This window comes from Rossellomorea vietnamensis, assembly GCF_008180415.1.
GTDB classification, from domain to species: domain Bacteria; phylum Bacillota; class Bacilli; order Bacillales; family Bacillaceae_B; genus Rossellomorea; species Rossellomorea vietnamensis_C.
Genome location: NZ_VTEI01000004.1, coordinates 116,469 through 137,209, shown reverse-complemented (window position 1 = coordinate 137,209; position 20,741 = coordinate 116,469). Strand labels below are relative to the sequence as shown.

General features: G+C 44.4%; 22 protein-coding genes. 6 read left to right on the top strand and 16 right to left on the bottom strand.

Annotated features, from left to right (window positions below; genetic code table 11):
* Positions 1 to 137 precede the first annotated feature (137 nt).
* From FZC78_RS10455 to FZC78_RS10445, 3 genes are all read left to right on the top strand, one after another.
* The gene (locus FZC78_RS10455) at positions 138 to 686 is read left to right on the top strand and encodes a ribonuclease H-like YkuK family protein (protein WP_148939653.1); all 549 of its coding nucleotides are present in this window, start codon (positions 138 to 140) and stop codon (positions 684 to 686) included.
* A 137-nt stretch (positions 687 to 823) separates the two neighbouring features.
* Positions 824 to 1,273, top strand: coding sequence for a hypothetical protein (locus FZC78_RS10450; RefSeq protein ID WP_148939652.1), 450 nt, complete (start codon positions 824 to 826; stop codon positions 1,271 to 1,273).
* Between the two features lie 51 nt (positions 1,274 to 1,324).
* Complete coding sequence (locus tag FZC78_RS10445; RefSeq protein ID WP_187444890.1) at positions 1,325 to 1,798, top strand: hypothetical protein; 474 nt, start codon at positions 1,325 to 1,327, stop codon at positions 1,796 to 1,798.
* A 355-nt stretch (positions 1,799 to 2,153) separates the two neighbouring features.
* On the opposite strand, the gene FZC78_RS10440 is transcribed toward FZC78_RS10445, so the two are convergent.
* The 9 genes from FZC78_RS10440 to FZC78_RS10410 form a co-directional block, all read right to left on the bottom strand.
* Positions 2,154 to 3,257 (bottom strand): flavin monoamine oxidase family protein, encoded by a 1,104-nt coding sequence (locus FZC78_RS10440; RefSeq protein ID WP_148939651.1) that lies wholly within the window; start codon positions 3,255 to 3,257, stop codon positions 2,154 to 2,156.
* Between the two features lie 22 nt (positions 3,258 to 3,279).
* Positions 3,280 to 4,134, bottom strand: a complete 855-nt coding sequence (locus FZC78_RS10435; RefSeq protein WP_148939650.1) for a DegV family protein — start codon at positions 4,132 to 4,134, stop codon at positions 3,280 to 3,282.
* A gap of 146 nt (positions 4,135 to 4,280) precedes the next feature.
* Positions 4,281 to 4,445: a hypothetical protein gene (locus FZC78_RS23640; RefSeq protein WP_187444889.1), complete on the bottom strand. Its 165-nt coding sequence runs from the start codon at positions 4,443 to 4,445 to the stop codon at positions 4,281 to 4,283.
* Between the two features lie 176 nt (positions 4,446 to 4,621).
* Positions 4,622 to 6,145, bottom strand: a complete 1,524-nt coding sequence (locus FZC78_RS10430; protein ID WP_148939649.1) for an AbgT family transporter — start codon at positions 6,143 to 6,145, stop codon at positions 4,622 to 4,624.
* A 101-nt stretch (positions 6,146 to 6,246) separates the two neighbouring features.
* Positions 6,247 to 6,690: a hypothetical protein gene (locus FZC78_RS10425; RefSeq protein ID WP_148939648.1), complete on the bottom strand. Its 444-nt coding sequence runs from the start codon at positions 6,688 to 6,690 to the stop codon at positions 6,247 to 6,249.
* Between the two features lie 93 nt (positions 6,691 to 6,783).
* Positions 6,784 to 6,912 carry a hypothetical protein gene (locus tag FZC78_RS24575; protein ID WP_286365488.1) on the bottom strand — a complete coding sequence of 43 codons (129 nt, stop codon included), beginning with the start codon at positions 6,910 to 6,912 and terminating at the stop codon, positions 6,784 to 6,786.
* Between the two features lie 273 nt (positions 6,913 to 7,185).
* Positions 7,186 to 7,647: an IS200/IS605 family transposase gene (gene tnpA, locus FZC78_RS10420; protein ID WP_148939788.1), complete on the bottom strand. Its 462-nt coding sequence runs from the start codon at positions 7,645 to 7,647 to the stop codon at positions 7,186 to 7,188.
* Between the two features lie 240 nt (positions 7,648 to 7,887).
* Positions 7,888 to 9,678, bottom strand: coding sequence for a YhgE/Pip domain-containing protein (locus FZC78_RS10415; protein WP_252183582.1), 1,791 nt, complete (start codon positions 9,676 to 9,678; stop codon positions 7,888 to 7,890).
* Positions 9,679 to 9,680: 2 nt separating this feature from the next.
* Positions 9,681 to 11,738 carry an efflux RND transporter permease subunit gene (locus FZC78_RS10410; RefSeq protein ID WP_187444906.1) on the bottom strand — a complete coding sequence of 686 codons (2,058 nt, stop codon included), beginning with the start codon at positions 11,736 to 11,738 and terminating at the stop codon, positions 9,681 to 9,683.
* A gap of 164 nt (positions 11,739 to 11,902) precedes the next feature.
* Here FZC78_RS10410 and FZC78_RS10400 point away from each other — a divergent pair, with 164 nt between their 5' ends.
* Positions 11,903 to 12,469, top strand: coding sequence for a TetR/AcrR family transcriptional regulator (locus tag FZC78_RS10400; RefSeq protein WP_148939644.1), 567 nt, complete (start codon positions 11,903 to 11,905; stop codon positions 12,467 to 12,469).
* A gap of 770 nt (positions 12,470 to 13,239) precedes the next feature.
* Entirely contained in the window at positions 13,240 to 13,836 is a 597-nt protein-coding gene (locus FZC78_RS10395) for a hypothetical protein (RefSeq protein WP_148939643.1), read from the top strand.
* 126 nt (positions 13,837 to 13,962) lie between these two features.
* Here FZC78_RS10395 and FZC78_RS10390 read toward each other — a convergent pair whose 3' ends face one another.
* Positions 13,963 to 15,222 (bottom strand): cytochrome P450, encoded by a 1,260-nt coding sequence (locus FZC78_RS10390; RefSeq protein ID WP_187444888.1) that lies wholly within the window; start codon positions 15,220 to 15,222, stop codon positions 13,963 to 13,965.
* 193 nt (positions 15,223 to 15,415) lie between these two features.
* Between FZC78_RS10390 and FZC78_RS10385 the strand changes: the two genes are divergently transcribed.
* Positions 15,416 to 15,823, top strand: coding sequence for a hypothetical protein (locus tag FZC78_RS10385; protein WP_148939642.1), 408 nt, complete (start codon positions 15,416 to 15,418; stop codon positions 15,821 to 15,823).
* Positions 15,824 to 15,989: 166 nt separating this feature from the next.
* On the opposite strand, the gene FZC78_RS10380 is transcribed toward FZC78_RS10385, so the two are convergent.
* The 6 genes from FZC78_RS10380 to FZC78_RS23635 all read right to left on the bottom strand — a co-directional run bounded on the left by FZC78_RS10380 (position 15,990) and on the right by FZC78_RS23635 (position 20,656).
* A complete protein-coding gene (locus FZC78_RS10380) occupies positions 15,990 to 17,186 on the bottom strand; it encodes an MFS transporter (RefSeq protein WP_148939641.1) in 1,197 nt (398 codons plus the stop codon).
* Between the two features lie 89 nt (positions 17,187 to 17,275).
* Positions 17,276 to 17,398 (bottom strand): hypothetical protein, encoded by a 123-nt coding sequence (locus FZC78_RS24570; protein ID WP_262372216.1) that lies wholly within the window; start codon positions 17,396 to 17,398, stop codon positions 17,276 to 17,278.
* Between the two features lie 676 nt (positions 17,399 to 18,074).
* Positions 18,075 to 18,278 (bottom strand): hypothetical protein, encoded by a 204-nt coding sequence (locus FZC78_RS10375; RefSeq protein ID WP_252183581.1) that lies wholly within the window; start codon positions 18,276 to 18,278, stop codon positions 18,075 to 18,077.
* A gap of 79 nt (positions 18,279 to 18,357) precedes the next feature.
* On the bottom strand, positions 18,358 to 20,034 hold the full coding sequence (locus FZC78_RS10370; protein WP_148939639.1) for an SWIM zinc finger family protein: 1,677 nt from the start codon (positions 20,032 to 20,034) through the stop codon (positions 18,358 to 18,360).
* Between the two features lie 58 nt (positions 20,035 to 20,092).
* The gene (locus FZC78_RS10365; RefSeq protein WP_148939638.1) at positions 20,093 to 20,449 is read right to left on the bottom strand and encodes a plasmid pRiA4b ORF-3 family protein; all 357 of its coding nucleotides are present in this window, start codon (positions 20,447 to 20,449) and stop codon (positions 20,093 to 20,095) included.
* 42 nt (positions 20,450 to 20,491) lie between these two features.
* On the bottom strand, positions 20,492 to 20,656 hold the full coding sequence (locus FZC78_RS23635; RefSeq protein WP_187444887.1) for a hypothetical protein: 165 nt from the start codon (positions 20,654 to 20,656) through the stop codon (positions 20,492 to 20,494).
* Positions 20,657 to 20,741: the final 85 nt, after the last annotated feature.

The following is a 20,741-nucleotide window of genomic DNA, read 5'->3' as shown; positions in this document are numbered from 1 at the left end:
TTTTTCACGAAGTGTCCTTCAAGATCTTCCAAGGGCTAAACCAACCATTTGCCCACATCAAACAAATTTTCCTGTCATAGGATAGAAGGAAGGGTTCTTTGTACACCACAAATTTCAAGAAGGCTGTGATATGAAAGATGAAAAGCGATGGTGCTGATCACTACTCATTCCGAAACCTGAAGAAAAGCGGGATGTCGTTTGAACAGGTCTTTGAGCATATTGTCAAATTCATGAGAATTCAGCCAAACGGAAGCTACCGGTTAATGGTTGGGACAGACTCGCAGGTCCACTCCAGGCACACCACCTTCATCACGGGAATTGTTATTTTAAATGAAGGAAAAGGAGTTTGGGCCTGTATCAGGAAAGTGGTTGTTCCGCGGAAAATGCTGCAGCTGCATGAGCGGATTTCGTATGAGTTATCTCTGTCTGAGGAGATTGTTTCGCTATTTACGGAAGAACGAAAAAATCAGTTGATCGACATCGTCCTTCCTAACATTTATAAAGGCGCTTCTTTTACCATGGAGGGCCATATTGACATCGGAGCAGGAAAGAAAAGCAAGACGAATAAGTTCGTGACAGAGATGGTCGCCCGCATGGAAGCGATGGGTGTGGAGCCGAAAATCAAGCCGGATGCGTTTGTGGCTTCGAGTTATGCGAACCGGTATACGAAGAGGCGGAATGGGTAGTTAAATATTTCTCAAGAAAATCAGCAATCCTTTAAAGGTGCTGGTTTTTTATATTGTCCCCTGCTTTATACAGAGTGGGCTTGGATAACGTATGTTAAACTGACAATGAAATGAAGAGTAAGGAGCTGATTTGAAAAATGAATCAATATAAAACCAAAATCAAGAAGTTTCTGTCGTTCCTGCTCATTGCAGGTATTTCGGCAGGCCTCTCCTACCTTATTGTTTATAAAGTGTCATTCCTGCCAAATGGGTACGAATTTACAGCTGTGCAAGAGAATCATGTATCTCTTCAATCCTTTAACTGGCTGGGGATGGAAAAGGTTATCACCACTCTATCCTTTTCTGAGGAAGATGCCTGGATGGTAGACGCCATGCTTTATGAAGTAGACAGGCAAAAAGAATTTCTCTGGCTGCTTTACACCGCCGTGACTGTATCACTCATTTTATTACTCTATAAGATTCGTAAAGGTATGAAACCATGGAAGGCCATATTGGAGAGCAATATTATTTTTGCTGTAGGGATCCCTCTATATACTCTTGTAACCTCATGGAATAGGATTGAAAAATTGGCTGATTTAGTTGCATGACTCCAGGAAATTTATCGTTCCTTGCTGTTCTCTAATGAAATAGAGAACGTGATGAAAAAAGAATTCATAGATGGTGCCCGGGTGCTTGGTGCACGGGAGTTTCACTTCATCAAGAATCACCTCCGGCCATTCATCGTTCCGCAAGTCTATCTTGTTTTGATCAGGGAATTCATTGCCACGATGCTGTTAATCTCCCATTTGGGTATGCTGGAAATTTTCATCGGCGGCTTCCGAATAGCTGAAGATCTTTTCAATAAACAAACCTTTTTATCTTTATCTCATGAATGGTCTGGCTCCCTCGGGACGTGGTGGCAATTCTTATGGACGACGTATCCGTGGATCGCCTTCATACCAGTTGTCTTTTTCACCTTGACGATTTTGGCTGGAAAGATGATGTTAGTGGGGTTGTCTAAAGAGCTTGAGAAAAGTTCTATCCCGCAGGAGGCAGGACTAGTAGAAGAAAAACAGAATAGATCCCGTGCAGATCAGGGGTTGTTTGAGATGGTGGAAAGCCGGAAGATGTGAGAAACAGGGGCCGTCCATTTTTAAAAAATGCTTTAGCGGGAAAAATAAGGGGAAATTTTCCCCTTAAGTGCCGCTTATTTTGCTGGTGAATAAGGGGAGTTTTTCCCCTTATTTTAAGAAAAAGCACTTATTCACTATTGTTATGAGTCAATAAGGGGAATTTTTCCCTTTATTTTAAAAAGAGCAGGCTCCCCCTATTAGTCCTGACAGAAAAAATGCTCGCTGGAGGAAAGATGCAAAGGTGGGGGAAGCAGGACTATTCCCTCGTGACAGTCATCATAAAAAAAAAGAACCTTTCCATAAGAACAGGTTCTTGTTCGCTGCATTCTTAAGGCTCAGCACAACGGCTGAGCCTCTATTGTATATTATATAATTCCAGCACCTCAGAAACCGCACGCTCAGCCGACCGCAAGGCCCCTTCCAGATGCCCGCCGGATTCCGCCGAGGTTTCTGTCCCTGCAAACAGGATTTTCTTTTCCCAGGTACCGCTGTTTGTCGGCAGTCCATAGGCCGGGAAACTGTTGAGCGGCTGGTGGTCGTCCTCTACCGCCGTTTCGGAATCGGCGGACCAATCCTTGTAAAGGACAGAGATCGGCTTTTCAGACTGTGGTCCAAATAGCCGGGTCAATTGATCGGCAGCTAATTCGAGAACCTTTTCCCTCCCCAGCTGATGGCGTTGTTTTGCAGACAAGCTGAAGAAACCGAAGAGCGCACCATATCCGGTTAGAGGAGAGGCATCATGGATTTCCTGCAAGGGCCCAGCCCAGCTCATAGCCTGTCCGGAAAGACCGTCTCCTCTCCAAAAAGGACGCTCATAGATAGCCAGAACCTTCGCCTGCCCTGCCATCCAGGTCGGCTTGTTCTCCAGGCTGTCCACCAATTCTTTCGGAAGGGTTGGCGAGAATTCAATTCTCTGTGCTGCCAACCGGGGAGGCAGAGCTAAAATGACTGCTCCTCCAGATATCTTCTTCCGTGTTCCATCACTTAATGCTGCTGCAATGACAACCTTTTCTTCTTCCATAGAGATGGCTGTTACCCGCGTGTCGAGTTCAATTGTGTCTTGGGGAAGGGTTTGAACCAGGGCGTCAATAAGCGACTGGATCCCTCCCGCAAGCCTGACCGATTTTTCAACAGATCCTTCCGGCAGCAGATGGCGCTGGATGGGACTGCCGGGAGACTGTTCGAGAAGAATGGCTCCTTCCGTATGCTGATCGATTGTTTTTAACTCAAGCTCGCTGACTAAACTGGTGATGACCGGCTCATGCTCAGGCCAGAACCAAGTTGGTCCAAGGTCAAACCGGCCAATCTCCGGTCTGTCCTCGACCTCCTGGCTCAATACTCTTCCGCCAGTCCGCCCGCGCGCCTCCAAAACCTTGCACTCGATGCCTTTTGAAATGAGGAGGGAAGCCGCGCAGAGACCGCTCAGCCCTGCCCCGATAATGATGACGGGATCCTTCATATGTTACACTCCAATCTTTGTACTACTTTTCCAACCCTGCCACTCCAAAGCCGCCGGCGCCGGAGTGAGTGGAAATCATTCCGCCTGCCTGGATCCATCTGATCTTCTGGAAGCCATTTTCGCGGGCAGCCTCGTCCATCCGCTGTTTGATAGCTTCATCGAGTCCGATTGAATAGATCAGATAGAGCTGCTGTTCTCTATCAATATCGAATTCATTCAAGTAATCTTTAAAGAGTTTTTCAGCTGCTCCGCTCATTTTTCCGCGGTACTTCTTCGTGGACATAAGCTTGCCATCTTTCAGCTCTATGCACGGTTTTATTTTTAAAAGAGTCCCAATCAGAGACGCCATGTTGCTTACACGTCCTCCTGCTCTCAGAAACTCCAGGCTGCCCGGGATGAAAGCCAGCCTTGATTTCGGAACGATTTCCTCTATTTTTTCAACCAAAAGTTTTGGATCGATGTCCGGTTCTTTTTCTAATAGCTCCCCCGCATATACAACGACTGCCGCTAATCCGCCGGTAACATTGAGGGCATCGATGAGATAAATGTCTTGAAATTCTTCCGCGGCAATGACCGCATTTTGAAAAGAAGAAGACGCTTTTGAGGTATAACCGACATGAACGATGATGCTGTCCGGAGATTCTTGTCTGATCCTCGCAAATAACTCTTCATATTCATGAGCATTGGTCGAGGCCGTGGAAGGTATCTTTTTTGTGCGCCCATAATAGTCATAGATCTCCTGGACCGGCAAAGTACCGTCTAAATAATCTTTTCCGTCCATGATGATGTGCATGGGAACCACCTGTACATTGTACTTTTGGGCCAAGTCCTCCGGTAAGTCGGCACCGCTTTCGGTCGTTAAAATGATCCTTCGCATCCTGTTTCCCCCTTGGTTATATTGTTCGCGCATGTACTCTTTCTGCATTATTATATTGTCTTGCTTTAACTATACATGAGATAGGGATATTAATATTGTGATAATCACTATTCTTGTGGATTTAGTGTGCTTTACACTAACTATGGTTACGGAACATTTATGCTGAGGGTGCTATCGACGAGTTTGATGTCCCTATCAACGAAAATTACGGTTCTATCGACGAGTTTCATGCTTTTATCAACGAGCTTGGCCCTTCTATCAACCACTTTCCGCTTTCTATCACCCATTTCCCTTTTCGAGGTACCTTTCAAAAGAACAAACCCTTGTTGGTCCCCAGCCGAGGCTGGGATTTCTGACTAAAACCGCCACATATGTGATAGTTCTGATAAATAGCCGTTAAAAAAGACCCGATTCCAAAGGAATCAGGTCTTTCTGCAAAAGCAGACGGGACAAGGAACCTGTCCCTCCGTCCCTTAGCGCCAGCCGATTAATACGTAATCGAAGATCCAGGACCGATCGGAAGCCCAGTAAGCATCCAGATGATCAGCAGGATCACCCAGCCGATGGTGAAGGCGATGGAGTATGGAAGCATTGTGGAGATCAGCGTTCCGATTCCGACCTTCTTGTCATACTTTTGCGCAAAGGCGATAACGATTGCGAAGTATGGCATCAACGGTGAGATGACGTTCGTTGTGGAGTCTGCGATTCTGTAAACGAGCTGTGTGAATTCCGGCGAGTAGCCTGAAAGCATCATCATCGGGATGAAGACCGGTGCCATGATGGCCCATTTTGCGGAAGCACTTCCGATAAACAGGTTGATGAAGCCGGATACAACGATGAATGTCAGGATCAGCGGAATTCCTTTAAAGCCAGTGGCATCAATGAATTCTGCTCCTTTTACAGCGAGGACGGTTCCAAGGTTGGACTCACTGAAATAAGATACGAATTGTGCCGCGACAAAGGCAAGTACAATGTAGGCACCCATGGTAGCCATTGTTTCAGCCAGCTGTCTTGCCACGTCTTTGTCATTCTGAATGGCTTTTGTGATTCGGCCGTACACCAGCCCGGGAATGAAGAACATGATCAGGATGATCGGTACGAGCGTATGGAAGAACGGTGCATCGATCAGGTTCTCTTCCCCGCCGCGCAGTGGTCCCCAAGATGGGATGACAAGCAGTGCAATGGCAATAACCGTTAGAAGGAAAGCGGCAAGTGCTGCCCACAGCCCTTTTTTCTCTTCCGGTTTTAGATAATCGACTTCTTCTTTCACATCGCCTTTATATTTTCCAAGGCGCGGTTCAACGATGAAGTCTGTTACCAATGTTCCTAGAATCGTGATCAAGAATACCGACACGATCATGAAGTAGTAGTTCATCGCATAGTTGATGCCTGCAGCGTAATCCGGATTAATGATTGCGGCAGCATCCTGTGTCAATCCACCAAGAAGCGGATCAAGTGATGTCAGCAATAGGTTCGCACTGAATCCTCCGGAAACCCCGGCGAAAGCAGCAGCCAGACCGGCAAGCGGATGGCGTCCAAGTCCTGCGAACAAGACTGCTCCAAGCGGCGTCAATACGACATAACCAGCATCGGCAGCCATACTCGACATAACCCCGCCGAATACCAGGGCAGCTGTCATAAGCACGCGCGGTACAGATGTAACCAGTCCGCGAAGAGCGGCGCTGATCAATCCGGAGCGTTCGGCAATCCCAATACCAAGCATGGTCACAAGGACGGTACCTAGCGGCGCAAAGCTTGTGAAGTTTGTTACAGCACTCTCAAAGAGATACAGAATCCCTTCGGAGCTCAGCAGGTTCTTGACTGCAATCATTTCTCCTTCATTCAGCGGGTCTTCTACTTGCACACCCATTGAAGAAAAGAGAGCAGACAAAACGACTACTAGTAAAGAAAAGATAAAGAACAAAGTGACCGGGTCAGGAAGTTTATTTCCGACACGTTCGATGACATTTAACATACGCATGATGAGACCATTATTCTTCGTTTGTTCCATCGTTTTCTTCCTCCTTTTTTCATTTATTATTAAATATTCTAATAATTGCTCAAAAAACAATATCCACATTATAGTCAAGAGAATCCAAGAAAGGAATACTTCTAGGAGTATTCATAATAGGAGAATTTTTCTGATAGGCATCTTATGGGAAAAAGGGTAACTTTTCTCCCAGGGCTAAAAGGATGAGCAGGATAGTGCGGAGTTTTGTCTCTATCAACCGGTTTTGCGATTCTATCAACCAGTATCGTACTTCTATCAACCACTTTATTGATTCTATCAACCAGTTCGCCACTTCTATCAGCCATTTTTCCCATTCTATCCACCACTTCCCAATACGAGGCACCTTTCAAAAAAAATCTAACTTTAGTTTGACCCCAGCCCCGGCTGGGTTTCTGGCTGTATCCTGCGTTAATTATGAGATGCAGATACTTCGGGGTTATTTCTATCAACCGGTTTTGCGGTTCTATCAACCAGTATCCTACTTCTATCAACCACTTTTTGATCCTATCAACCAGCTTGCCACTTCTATCAGCCACTTTGCCCATTCTATCGACCACTACCCAATACGAGGCACCTTTCAAAAGGACTAACCTTTAGTTAGACCCTAGCCCCGGCTGGGTTTCTGGCTGCTTCTTGCGTTAATTATGAGGTGCAGATACTTCGGGGTTATTTCTATCAACCGGTTTTGCGGTTCTATCAACCACTTTCGTACTTCTATCAACCACTTTATTAATCCTATCAACCAGTTCGTCACTTCTATCAGCCATTTTTCCCATTCTATCGACCATCCCCAATATGAGTCACTATTCAAAAAAATCTAACTTTAGTTTGTCCCCAACCCCGGCTGGGTTTCTGGCTGCTACCTGCCTCACATGTAACGCTGGCTGGGTTCCCTCAGTTTCCATAAAATCAAAACCACCAGTGTGAACTGGTGGTTTGCTCTGCGGCTGGAAGCCTCTCTTACCGGCCTCGGCCTAAAAGGCCCACTGAATGGGTTTCCCTTCTGCACCACATTCACTCACTAATTCTAAAGAATTTCTTTATTTCTTCCGATTTTTCTGTCCGGTAAACGGATCATGTTCTTCAAACAAAGTTAACTGGTCAGCCATGTAATCTTCCTTTAGCTGATTCTTAATGTATTCTTGTATTTGCTTCTTATTTCTGCCCACTGTATCTACATAGAACCCACGACACCAGAATTTCCGATTCCCATATCGATACTTCAAATTGGCATGTCGATCAAATATCATGAGGCTGCTTTTTCCTTTTAAGTAACCCATGAATTGAGATACGCTTAATTTTGGTGGGATGCTTACCAACATATGAATGTGATCCGGGCAGGCATTTGCTTCATGAATAATAACACCTTTCCGCTCACATAAATCTCGTATAATTTGCCCAATACTCTTTTTGTATTTTCCATAAATAATTTGTCTTCTGTACTTTGGGGCAAACACTAAGTGATACTTACAATTCCAAGTTGTATATGCTAAACTGTTCATGTCCTTCACAGGGCATACCTCCTTCTATGATGGAATGAAGTGGTCGGGAAACCAACTTTATCCTATCATGAAGTGAGGTTTTTTTAATACCACGCTATAAGCTCTCTGGAACCCCCGGCATAGCCAGGGGTTTTCAAGACCATCAAAAAAAGACCCGGTTCCAAAATGGAACCAGGTCTTCTGCTATCATTTATATATTAGGGCGGACTGGGACAAAGAACCTGTCCCTCCGTCCCGCTCTTACTTAAACAAATCCATGAACAGCTCCCAGAATCCCTTCTCTTTCTCAGGCTCTGCTTTTTTCTCTTCCTGTTCTTCTAGTTCAATGCTTTGCGTCTTGATGACGAACTGGACGGATGAAACATTTTCATTTTCGGATGAGACGAAGGAGACTGGTTCGAAGTCTGATTTGTCGTATTCTGAGATCATCTTATCGATTTCTTCCTGCATTTGTGCCGGCAGGTCTTTTGTTTCTTTGTATAGCTCGGCAGTGCCGTCGTGGAGGTCACCGACACCATTTTGCAGTTCGCTTGTGCCGCCTGTCAGGTCAACAATGCCTGAGTGCAGCTCGCTGTAAGAAGAAGCGAGGTTTCCTACTCCATTTGTATAACCGGCTAAGCCGGAATGGAACTCACCGTACTCGGCAGACAGCGAGGCGATACCTTTTTGCAGCTCGGCCAAACCGCTCATGTCAGTCTCTTGAAGAGAAGCAGAGATACTGTCCGCCGTTTTTGTCAGCTGTCCGCTGATTGTACTTACCGAGCCGCTGAGCTCTGTGAGTGCCGGCTCAACCGCTGCAAAAGCTTCCTGCACCTGACCATACACAGCTTTCACCTTTTGTGCAGCGGCATAAGAAGCTGCAAGCTGGTCGACTACCGCTGTATCCGCTCCGCTTTCATAAAGCGCCGCGATTTGCTCCTCTGAAACCTGTCCTGCCGGAATCTCATTGATAGCGCCAGCCAAAGCAGCATAAGCTCCTGCGTAGTTTTCCTGCAAAGCAGTAAGGCCAGCAGAAACCTCTGTCAGGCCTCCCGCTAATCCCTTAAGTCCCGCAGGCAGTTCACTCAGACTTGAAAGGTCCATATCGGCGGACTGTCCGGAGAGCGATTGGTTAATGTCCGCCAATGCATCGCGGATCGAAGCCGATCCATTCACAAGGCCCGCGGAATAACCGTTCACTTCGCTAATCCCATTTTTATATTGTGCCGAACCATCCTGAAGGCCGGCTGATCCATTGTGTAACTCAGCAATTCCTGTTTCCAGTTCACCGACACCATCGTTCAATTTCTTGATGCCGCTGGACAGCTCAGACATGTCTTCTGTCATGCTTCCGGTTCCTGATGCATCAATCGGGAGCGTCGATGGGACCGCGGCGATTTCAACTCCACTAAATTCAAAGTTCTCTACATTTGCCTCCACGCTGAGGGTTTCCTCTTCGCCGGGCATGACCGTAAAGGTGATCTGCTTGTTCTTCCCGGCATTGGCGACCATTCCGTCAGGTGCTTCAATGTCCTGGTAGGTGTTGGGCATTGCTAAGGATACCTGTAGAAGGTAGTTTTCATAAAAAGCGGCATCTCCCTTTTCGTTCTCCGTTATTTCAACTGAGATTTCCAGGTGCCCGTGTTTTCCGGCGAGTTCCTCCGCCTTCACTTTTTTTCCATCAAGCTGATACGAAACATTCACATTCCAGGGCAGTTCTGTTTCCTTATCCATGTTTCCTTGATAATAAAACTTTCCTTCAGGGGCTTCCATTTCAATTTTCTGCCCCTCCTGATTGATTTCCGCTAAATCAGTGAGGTTCTTGACGCTGCTGTATTTACCGTAATCGAGGATTTCCCCAGCTTTTTCTACCTCGAGCGTGTTTACGACATAGATATTATCCAGGTTTCCGCTTGCGTTCAACGTGGCATAGATCACTTCATCTTTTGAAGCGACATTGCCTTCCGTCGCCGCCAGAGCGGGCTGGCTCAGAAATGAAGGCAAGAAGACCATTGCAGCGAGAGCCGTGTAACGTATTTGTTTTTTTCTCATCATCATTTCTCCTCATAAAAGTTTGATTTGTAAGTTGTTTTCTTAATCACTTTATCGAATACGACGAGCATGGCCGGCAGGGCGAACAGGACCATGATGAAAGCCAGAAGTGCTCCTCTTCCCATCAGCAGGCCGATCGAGCCGACGATTGGGTTGGATGACGTAATCCATAGGATGAATCCGACACTGGATAAAATCGCAGCCGAAATTGAAATCGAGAACGTCTTTTCATCCAGGGTCTTCACAATTGCTTCCTTTGCCGGCATCCGTTTCCGGTTATGATTATATTCTTCTGTGAATAGAATTGCGTAATCCACCGTCGCGGCCAGCTGTACCGTACTGACGATCAAGTATCCAACAAACACCAGTGATGTGTTTGTAAAATAAGGAATCGACAAGTTGATCCAGACCGCTGTCTGGATTGTGATCAGCAGCACAATCGGAATCGAAATCGATTTAAAACTGAACAGCAGGACAAGCGCGATCGTCACAACGGTCAGGACATTGACGACAACATTATCTTTATTAACCGTATTTTTTATATCATAAAGAGTCACACTTTCACCCAAAGCGAGCGCGTCATCTCCATAATAATTCTGTGCTGCTTCTTCTACATTTTCGACGATGCTAAAAGGAATGTCGCCTTCTGTTCCCTGGTTCGTGTTGATGATGATCCGGCTGTAATTTTCAGAGTAAAATTCCTTTGTAATCGATTCGTCCAGGTATTCAGGCGGAATTTCTGCACCAACCTGATTCGCATACGCCATGACGCCTGTGACATAATCCATTTCTTCAATGTCATCCACAAGCTCCGTCTCTTTCACCGCATCTCCTTTAGGAACCAGCAGCACAATCGAGGTCGTTTCACCAAAGGCTTCATTGACGAGAACCGCATCACTTCCGACACGTGTATCTTCAGGCTGCGTTCCAGTTCCATAGATAAACGATGTGTTCGTCTGTGCGAGGAACGCGGGAACAATAATCGCAGCGATTAGGATCAAGCTTGGAAACTTCAGCTTCATCACTTTATTTCCGATTCCCTTGAAGCTTGGCACAAAGTTCTTATGCTTCGTTTTATCCATCCATTTGTAAAAAACGAGCGTCAATGCAGGCAGGAATACCATGACACTGATAAAGCTCAGGACAATTCCTTTTACCAGGTTCAAGCCAAGATCGGACCCGATTTCGAACTTCATGAATGTCAGTGCCATGAATCCAAAGAAAGTCGTCGCGGCACTGGCCATGATGGCCGGGAAGGACTTCTTCATAGCGAGCTCCATTGCTTCTTCCGGACTGTTCGTGGTTTTCCTGTAATCGGAAAAACTATGAAGCAGGAATACGGCGTAATCCAGCGAAACGGCCAGCTGTAAAATTGGCGCAACCGACTGGGTAACGAACGAAACTTCTCCCATAAAAATGTTCGTTCCTAAGTTGATCAGGACCGAAACCCCAATTGCCGTCAGGAAAAACAGCGGCTCTACCCAAGATGTTGTGGAGACGACCAGGATCAGGATGATGATCGGCACCAGCAGCATTGCCGCATACATGGATTCCTGACCGGCCATTGTCTGCGAACTTGCCGTATTGATGGCTTCCCCGGCAATCGCGCCTTCTTCGCCGATCAGGTCATAAACGGCATTGGTGGCTTTTACTTCATCCCCGCTTCCGACACTGATCTGAAAGAGGGCATTGCCGTCTTTATAGTAATTCTCTACTGTTTCTTCATCGGCAATTTCAAGCGGCATTTTTAAATCGACCATATCATCGAGCCACATCACACTTGAAATACCGTCTATGTTCTCTAATTCTTTTTTATAATCCAAAGCTTCCTGTATGGTGACATCGGTGACCATGACCCGGGTATCCGGCACATCACCGGTGAATTCCTCTTCCATGATTTCCATGGCACGAGTCGACTGGGCGTCTTCCGGTAAGTAATCGACCATATTGTAATTGACAGATACAAAAAACTGCGCGGCTGTTGAGAGCACCGTAATAAGGACGAAAGCAGCCAAAACAGCTTTTTTATGTTTAATGATCCATGATGCTATATTAATGATTTTTCATCCTCTCTTGTCACTTTCCGATTTACACTATATCATTATATTAAACACAGTGTTGGGTATTCAACAAACAGTTGTATATAAAATGTACATTCCACAACATTTTTTAAAATTATGTTGGTTAACTTTGTGAATATATTGTGAAGGAAGGATTACTGATTATGAGTTCCAAAATGGATCGAAGAAAGCAATACACGAGGATGGTGTTAAAAGAGAGTTTGATGGACCTGCTGAAGCAGAAATCCATTTCCAGCATCACCATCAAAGAAATCTGTGAAAAAGCGGACATCAACCGCTCCACCTATTATGCCCATTTCGCCAGTCAATACGAGCTGTTGAATGCTATAGAAGAAGAGTTCATAGAAAATCTAGTCCGCACCCTCACTCAATACACTTTTTCAAAAGAAGATGACACTCTGCAAATGACAGAGAAATTCTTTGAATTCATTGCGGAAAACAGTGAAGTCTGCCAGACCCTTTTAGGCGAAAATACAGATATTCATTTTCAAAAAAAGGGCATGATGATCACCCGGCAGTACATCTTCAACGACTGGATCACCGACATGAAAATGGATGAGGAAACCTATGAATACATCAACCTTTTCATCGTCAGCGGCAGCATCTACGTCACCAAGAACTGGCTGGAAAGCGGACAAAACAAAACACCGAAGGAAATGGCGGAAATCCTTAATAATTTTATTAATAAAGGGTTGTCGAATATGCGGTAGGGCGGAGCGGGGGACAGGTTGAGGGCCCTGCAGATCTGCCGAATTTTATAATCTGCTTGTTATGACCAAAGATAAAGTCAACTATCCTTCCTTAAATAGGAAGAGAAGTTGACTTTTTTTTCTTGAAAGCAATGGATAGGCTGCTCTCTTTATCCTTGGGTTTTCTAATGGTTCTGAGAAGATTTCCCTGCCCTGCCTGGGAAGGTACTTTCTTAACGAGTCAATGGAAAGATACTGATTCAAGGAGTGACCGGTGGTTGGTACTCATCCATGTCGTTCAGTATTTCGGGTGGTGAATAGAGGAAAAAAGTTCCTTTATTTACTGCAAAATACCAAAAAGAGCTAAATTAGGGGAATAAATTTCCCTTATTTAACTTAATACACTAGAAAAATGGGCTTTTTTATTAAATAAGGGAAAAAAGTTCCTCTATTCACCCCAAAATGAGCTTGAATTTGCAATTAAGGGAAAAAAAGTCCTTTATTTTTTCCCGCTGTATACCCGATTAAGGAAATTGACATGCCGCTTTCGCTATAAAGTACATTTCATCAGGCACACAACCAAGTGGAGCTGGTATCTTGAACGGAAACCAGCACTCTTTCATACATTTGAAGCGGAAAAGGCACGATTCTGTATGAAAAGTCTTTGGTGGGACTTTTCTGTACCCTCGGACAGGTTCCTTGTCCCATGCAGGATTTTCCACCCGTTAAGTCGAAAAGTATAGCATGGAGTTTCAGACATGATCGGAACCTCAATTTAGATGGATGGGAGATTGAATCAGGTTATGTACAGAGTATGTTTGATGCTGGTCCTTTTGCTGCTATTGAGCGGCTGCCGTATAGAGATGAGTTTGAATGATTCCCCCCCTGCCACTGGAACCACTGCTCAGTCGAGTGTACCGGCTTCCGGGAACACTTCCGGGCAAAATGAAAGTTTAAGCATCTTCATTAATGGAGATATCGAGTACGATGAGTCTCAGCTCAACTTGAAGGCGTACACTAACTTACAAGAAGGAGCACTCTTAAAAGTAATTCTGAGAGCGTATCCTAAGGAAGCCTCCTTGCGGGAGATTTTTAACGATGAAGTACAACCGGCGGAGACACCTGTAGTTGAAGAGTTAATAGAAGTGGATTCTAAAGGCGAGTCTACCTTAACGCTGGAACGCCAGGCCGATATCGTCTATTTCCTAGTCGTCCGGTTCAACCCGGAACTCCAGCCTGATGAAATTAAAGAAGTGTACGGCACAAGAGGCGAAAAAGTAGTCGTCGCCTCCAATGTCGAGCATTATGAACACGAAGGAGAAACCATGATTGGCGTGACAACATCAGCCAACATCGGTATGAGACCTTCTTGGGCCTATCTCCAATAGAGGGAACATTCAACTGAGGAGACATACCAAAAAGACATGCCAATGCGGCATGTCTTTTTGGTATAAAGAACAGCGTGAATTAAAGAGTGCAACTGGAATTATATGGTGGGACAAGGAACCTGTCCCTTAGTCTCGCCTTCTCACATCCCGAAGCTTCATCCTGCTCTCAGGCAGACTCGGAATATCGTTCATGCTGTAGGTTAAATCCTGCTTCGGAACGGTATACTCCAAATGGTTCACCAAGTAATCGACCGTCACCCTCAGGATATCAAGCGTCAGCCACTCCCCGGCACAGCGGTGGCCGATATCGTACTCTCCTCCGCCCTGCGGGATAAAATCAAATGGGCTTCCGGACCAAGAGAGAAAACGGTCAGGATTGAATACATCCGGCTGGTTCCATAAGTCAGGGTGGTGATTCGTGCCATATAAATCAAGAAGAGTAAGCGTATCTTTTTTAAACTCGTACCCCTTCCATTCAAAGTCCTTCTTCACACGTGCTGCAGCAAATGGGAAAAATGGATAATAGCGCCTGACTTCCTGAATGAAGCGCTGCTGTTCATCCTCCCCGCCGTTTTTCACTTTCGCCGCTTCCTCTGGATGATCATGGACAGCCAGGGCAGTGAAATCTGCGTAGACGGAGATTGCTGTGATTGGACGCAGCAAGTTCAAGAGTTCCACCGCAACAACAGCTGGACTCAATAATTCTCCATTGGTATCCTTATGGAATGAGAACTGATAAAGCGCCCTCTGTTCATCAGCATGAACACCTCCGGAACGCACCTTCTCAACTAATGCCTCCATCCGTTCTTCTGCTTTGGAACGGGACCGGCGTGACTGAAAATGCTTCAAGCTAAAACTCGCCGCGCCTTCAAACATGTCGCTCAACTCGTCTGTCCACTCTTCCAGGTTTTCTTCCATAAGCGGAACACCCGTCCACTCAAAGGCAGATTCAGCCAGCATTTTTTTCACTTCATCGTAAAGGACGATCTCATCCTCCGCTTCCCACTTCCGGCTGTACCGCTCCCATTTTTCTTTAAAGAGTCCTTGAATTTCTTCAAGCGAATCCTTTGTCATCATCGACATGAACATCGCTTTCCGGTTTCGATGCTCCTCTCCGTCCAGTCCTTGAACACCGCCTTCGCCAAACAACGTTTTTTGCGCAAGTTTCGGAGCTGCACCTTCACGCTTGAAGCGCTCATTGTCATAAAAGAGTTCCGCGGCTTCCTTACCTGTCAGACAAACACCTTTTTCCCCCAAGAGATTCGTTTCAAAAACGGGAGAATCATACTTTTCACTTCGATTCATTATGTATAAATACCCTTCCCTGAGAAGGCGGACATTTTCCATCAGCCCCGTCTCTTTCGGCATTTCTTTATGATCTGACAACTTCTCTTCCTCCTTTTTCATTAAAAGACTTTATTCCTATATATACCACTTTGGGGAGAAGCAAAACGCTTGTAAAAGCACTACAATTTAAGCTTTCCCTTCCTCAATAAAAGTACAAAAAATTCCTTTTGGTACCAAGGGACAGTCGCACCACACCGTGATATAATAGTAAAAAAGAAAGGAGGAGACTAGGATGGAACAATTATTGAAGCAGTTCATGGAACAAATGAATAACCGTTTTGATCAAGTAGACCAGCGCTTTGTTTCAATTGAAGGACGACTCGACGGTTTAACCAAAGACGTAAAAGAATTAAAAGTTGGACAGGACCGGTTGCAAGCTCGACAAGACCAACTGCAAGCCAGACAGGACCATTTTCAAGCTGGACTAGATCGATTGCAAACTGGACAAGACCAGTTGAAAGACAACCTCATTAATGGATTAGGGCCGTACTTTGAACAAATCGAGAAGCACATTGACACCAAAACGGAATCAATCAAAGAAACCCTCAATGAGCAGCAAAGCATGATTGACACACTTTCAGCTCGTTCTATTAAGCATGAAAGTGAAATAAAGGATTTGAAAGCCTCCATAAGAGCTTAACTACACTACCTCCATTTAATTTTCTATTCCGATTATTTTATTTTTAAGGCTTCTCAATTCAGCTCTCCATACTCAATTGCCTCTGACACCTTCCAATTTTATTAGCTCAATAAAAAAGCTGAAGATCCCAATAAACAGATCTTCAGCTTTTTACGTATAAAATACTTTATTCCGTTTTTCTATGCATCTTGATTCGTTGGATGACCAGATATCCGCCTGCCCCAACAAAGAAAATAAGCAGCAGGCCGGCAAAGCCGTTGGTGAAGCCAGCACGTTCCACCGCAAACCCGAACAGCGGGAAGCTGATCATGATGACGAAGCTTTCCACCAGCCCAATGAGCGATAGGAAAGTTGATCGAATATTGCTTTTTAAAAATTGCTGCACGAACGAGCTGAATATCGGTTCAAAAAGGCTCAGCAGCTGCGCAAGGAAAAGGAACGACAACAGAATTGCCCAGTCACTGGCAAAGATGAAAAGGATAAAGAACAGAAGAAACAGACCCCAGCCATAATAGAGAATATTGAAGAACTTCAATCGTCTTTCTACCCTGTAAGCAATCTTCGCCATCGCCACTCCCAGCAGTCCTTCAATCGTAAACACTGCCCCGACAACAACCGGAGAGTATCCCAATTGAATGAAGTATTCCTGTCCGTAGAAAACAATAATCACCATAACGGCACTCGCTAAAATAAAAAGTACGACCGGCTGGTGGATAATCGAATTCGTTCTCCAGACATTAACCCCCAGCTTGAATTGATGAACCCATTGATGGTACCAGCGCCCCGCCACCTCTTCCGGCTTCTCCCGGAGTGGTTCTTTTAAAAATAACAGCGGAATCATCGCCAGGACATGGGTGAAGATCGTTGAACCATACACCCATTCCCAGCTGACATCCGCCATGAAGCCGCCGAGGAATTTGGCCAGGCTCAATGACAGCAAACTAATAGCCGTCATGCTTCCAATGACCCTTGTATAATCTTTTGCACGGTTTTGATTTTTCAACGTATCATAAGCAAATGCCTGCTCGGCTCCAGAATGAAAAGTAACCATCAATCCCATGGATAAAAAAGCTAATGTGAACATCGAAAACGAACCGCTCATCAGCATAAAAAGACCATAAAGCAAGCTGAAGATGTTTCCGACCACCAGGCTGATTTTCCTTCCATACAAGTCAGCAATCATGCCTGTCGGAACCTCGAAAAGGACGATGGCCAGATGGAGAAGAGCTTCCAAAACTCCGATTTCGCCCAATGTCAGTCCCTTATCACCAAGATAGATAACCCACAATGCCCGGTCAAAAAATAACTGAGCAAAAAATATATAAAAATACAGCATGTAAATATTATTCTTTTTGATAGTCATAATAAAAAGTCCTCTCTTAAACACAAAAGTAAAAAACCACAGGGAGATCCCCTGCGGCTGTAAATATCTTCAGGAAATCATGCGATCGTTCAGTTGGAATTTCCGCTGAAAAAGGACAGACCTGTCCCGTTGGCAGCCGAGAATCCAAAAATAGACATCATAAACACAAGATATTTTTTCTCTGCTTTGACGTCTACAATAAACGATTTCATGATATTCCCTCCTTTATGTTTAAGATACCTTTATTATATAGCTCTTTTGCTGGCTCGACAACCTGGGATTGTGGGAGGGGTACGCTTTTAGGGTGGTTACACCTCGTTTTATACCGCATGAAAGTTAAAGCTCTGGATAGCTGATGCTGTTTAAACCTTACTTATACTGCATCAAACCAATAAATCCCTCTACTTGATGCTGCTTAAAGCCCTTTTATACTACATCAAACCAATAAACCACTATACGTGATGCTGCTTAAACCCCTCTTATACAGCATCAAACCTATACACCCCTCTACTTGATGCTGCTTAAACCACACTTATACACCATCAAACCTATACACCCCTCTACTTGATGCTGCTTAAACCACACTTATACCACATCAAATCCACAAATCCCTCTACTTGATGCTGCTCAAACCACACTAATACCACATCAAATCCACAAATCCCTCTACTTGATGCTGTTTAACCCACACTTATACAGCATTAAATCCACAAATCCCTACAGTTGATGCTGTTTAAACACCACTTATACAGCATCAAACTAACAAACACCTACCTTTGATGCCGTTTAAACCTCACTTATACAGCATCAGCACCCCCACCGTTGATGCTGTAAAGCCGAACCTCATCTTCCAGCGGCCCTGTAACCTCTAAAATAATTCCTGTATTATCAAAAAGGCAAATCATCATCATCAAGTATACGGCTGGCCCCGGTCTTTCGTTTACCCGAGGAATCATCAGTTCCTAATACTTTTCCAAACTTCCCCTCGTACAGGTCCCTGACCCATATCTTAACAGGTGCTTTCCACTGCTGATTTGCCGATGGGATATTCTTTATCAAGCTCTTTGGAGTCATTCCCAGCTCCTTCGCCATTCTGATATCTGCCTCATTAAGACGGCATCTCTTTTTTTCTTCGATCCACGCCGCTTCATTTTTATTTCACCATTTCCCTTCACACCTTTTTCTTACTTGAGAGCAAACTCCCCAACTCGTCTATAAAAGCCGGTTTCCTCTTTTGCAGCTTCATCAATTCATCGACGATTGCCTTCTGTTTCTGCTTACCTGCAATCCCCTCATAACGCTTGAGTTTTCTGCAAATTTCCCGATAATGGCTGCGGTTGGAGGCAAGCCTTGCTTCTGCAAATATATAATTCCTATAGATTTCAAGAACTTCTTTTTCATAGTGTGCAGCCAGCTTGCCGGCGTACTTTTCAATGTGGGCAGTGTTTTCTCTAATGAATTTCATTAACTCTTCCTGATCATCTTCTACTTCTAGCAGTTTCAAGAATAAGTGGTTATCATACCGCCCTTTTGCACTTTTCAACTCTTGCTTTAGCTCTTCATAGAATAGATCATGACTCTCTGACAAATCTTTTAAATCATAATAGTAATCAAAGTCTCCTTTTAAAAACAGCTCTTTAGCCAGCATTTGCTGCTCTTGTCTCAATCCAAGAGATTGATAAGCTTTGTACCGGAAATTCTTCCATTTAATCAATAGTCCCAGCAGCTCTTGATCCTGTTCCTCTCCATCAAGAGCAATTTCAATGACCTTTTGGTAGTCCTGTTTTTCAAGATAGTTGTTGAGCAACCGTTTTCGGAAGGAAGAAAATTGCAGATGGTCGTTTACAAACTGTGCGGCTTCTTCTTTCGTGCCGTACTGCTCAATCACATCGTAAAGTAATTGAAGCAAGCTTTCGTTCGCATACTTCGAATAGTCATCATCCCAATCTCTTTTTAGCAAAGACTCAATGGCACTTCTCAGGTTTTCTCTATAAGCTTCCTCATCAGCAGCTAGTAAACAAATAGTTAATAAATCAACCCTGTAGTCTTCCCATCCATCAAAAACTTCACTCTTTGAAAAAGTTAACAGCTTAAGAAAAACTTCCTCCCAGCACGCGCTCCCCTTTGATTCCATTGCAATTTCCTCTATCGTTTTCAAAGTCTGCCCGACGAGATGTCCAATATCTCCACTTGAATCATCCGCATATTGAAACGAATATACCGCTTCCTCAAGAAGAAGCAAGGAAATATCGGATGCCAGAGAAAGGTCCTCCGTATTCCTTGCTTTATGCAGGATAGTTTCCAGCTCACTTGTAAAAGAAGCAGTATCACGATAAGCAATCAGTGCATTATGGCCAGTATATTTCCTCACAATTTCATCAATCAGTTTTTGACAGGACTCCAGTTCACTGTCTCCATGAGAGTATTTCATCATTAGAGTGTTTGCCAAAACTTCATCCGTGTTGGTTATATCCATAATGATAGAAATCAATTCTTCTTTTGATAAATTTCTCAGTATGTCCTGGATGGTTGAAGGATCTTCGGCCCTGGTCAATCCCACTTCCCTCTCTGGGTGCTCATAAATGATTTCATACAGCTCAAAGTAAGCAGCCGCCTCATGTTTACAAACCGGGCCAAAGTCATATGGACAATCACACCGAGAGTCAATGATTTCTCCAGCTTCATCCAATTTAACCACTACTTCATAATTGTAAGTTCCTTCGATCAAGAAAAGATATTCATTCTCTCTCTTCTTAAAAACCTCAGTAATATTACCCTCCAAGTAATAGTCGTGTCCTCTCTCCAGGATTTTCTTATTTACAATTTTTTTAAAATTATTCAGATTCATAGGCCTGACCTCACCTTACAAATTTCTATCTAACTATTGGTTTCCATTATTACTTCAATCACTCTGAATCCTCCATGAACTTTTCTTTCAACAAGGGGTCTGCAGCCTCTTCTTCTTCAATGATCTTCAGTAACTGAATACGAAACCCCCATTCTGCCATGAAGTCGTATAGATAGAGGAACGTCTGACCTTCATATAAATCCAAACTCCCGATCTGCACTTCATTGACATAGGGGCCAGCAGGATTCGTCGGAGCATTATAGAAGTGTTTGCCAAACTTTTTACCATCCATATAAAAGGCGTAAAAATGGTCATCATGTAAATCAAAATATTTCTGAATAGAATCATTTAAGTCCAACAAGGTATGAGAACTGGAGAGTATGAGACTTATCCAGGAAGAAGAACCCTCACTCACTTTGAAAAGGTAGTTTCCACTTTCACAGGCAGGCTCCTTTTTTTAAAAAGTCGTTCGTACTTCCTCCTCCGAAAAATATGGAAGTAATAAGGCAGTAAGAGATTCTGCAGGCTCTTCATATTCCTCTTCTTCGTCCAATCCGCCTGGCAGCCCGAAAAGTTCTTCCATTGCAGCAAAGGCCTGTTCTTCCCTGGGATCTGAGTACATTTCATACGTGTCGCTTAGAACATGCTGTATCTTCTTGAAAAAAGGTGTTAATTCAATGGATTCAGCGAAAGTAAGCTCACTTGAT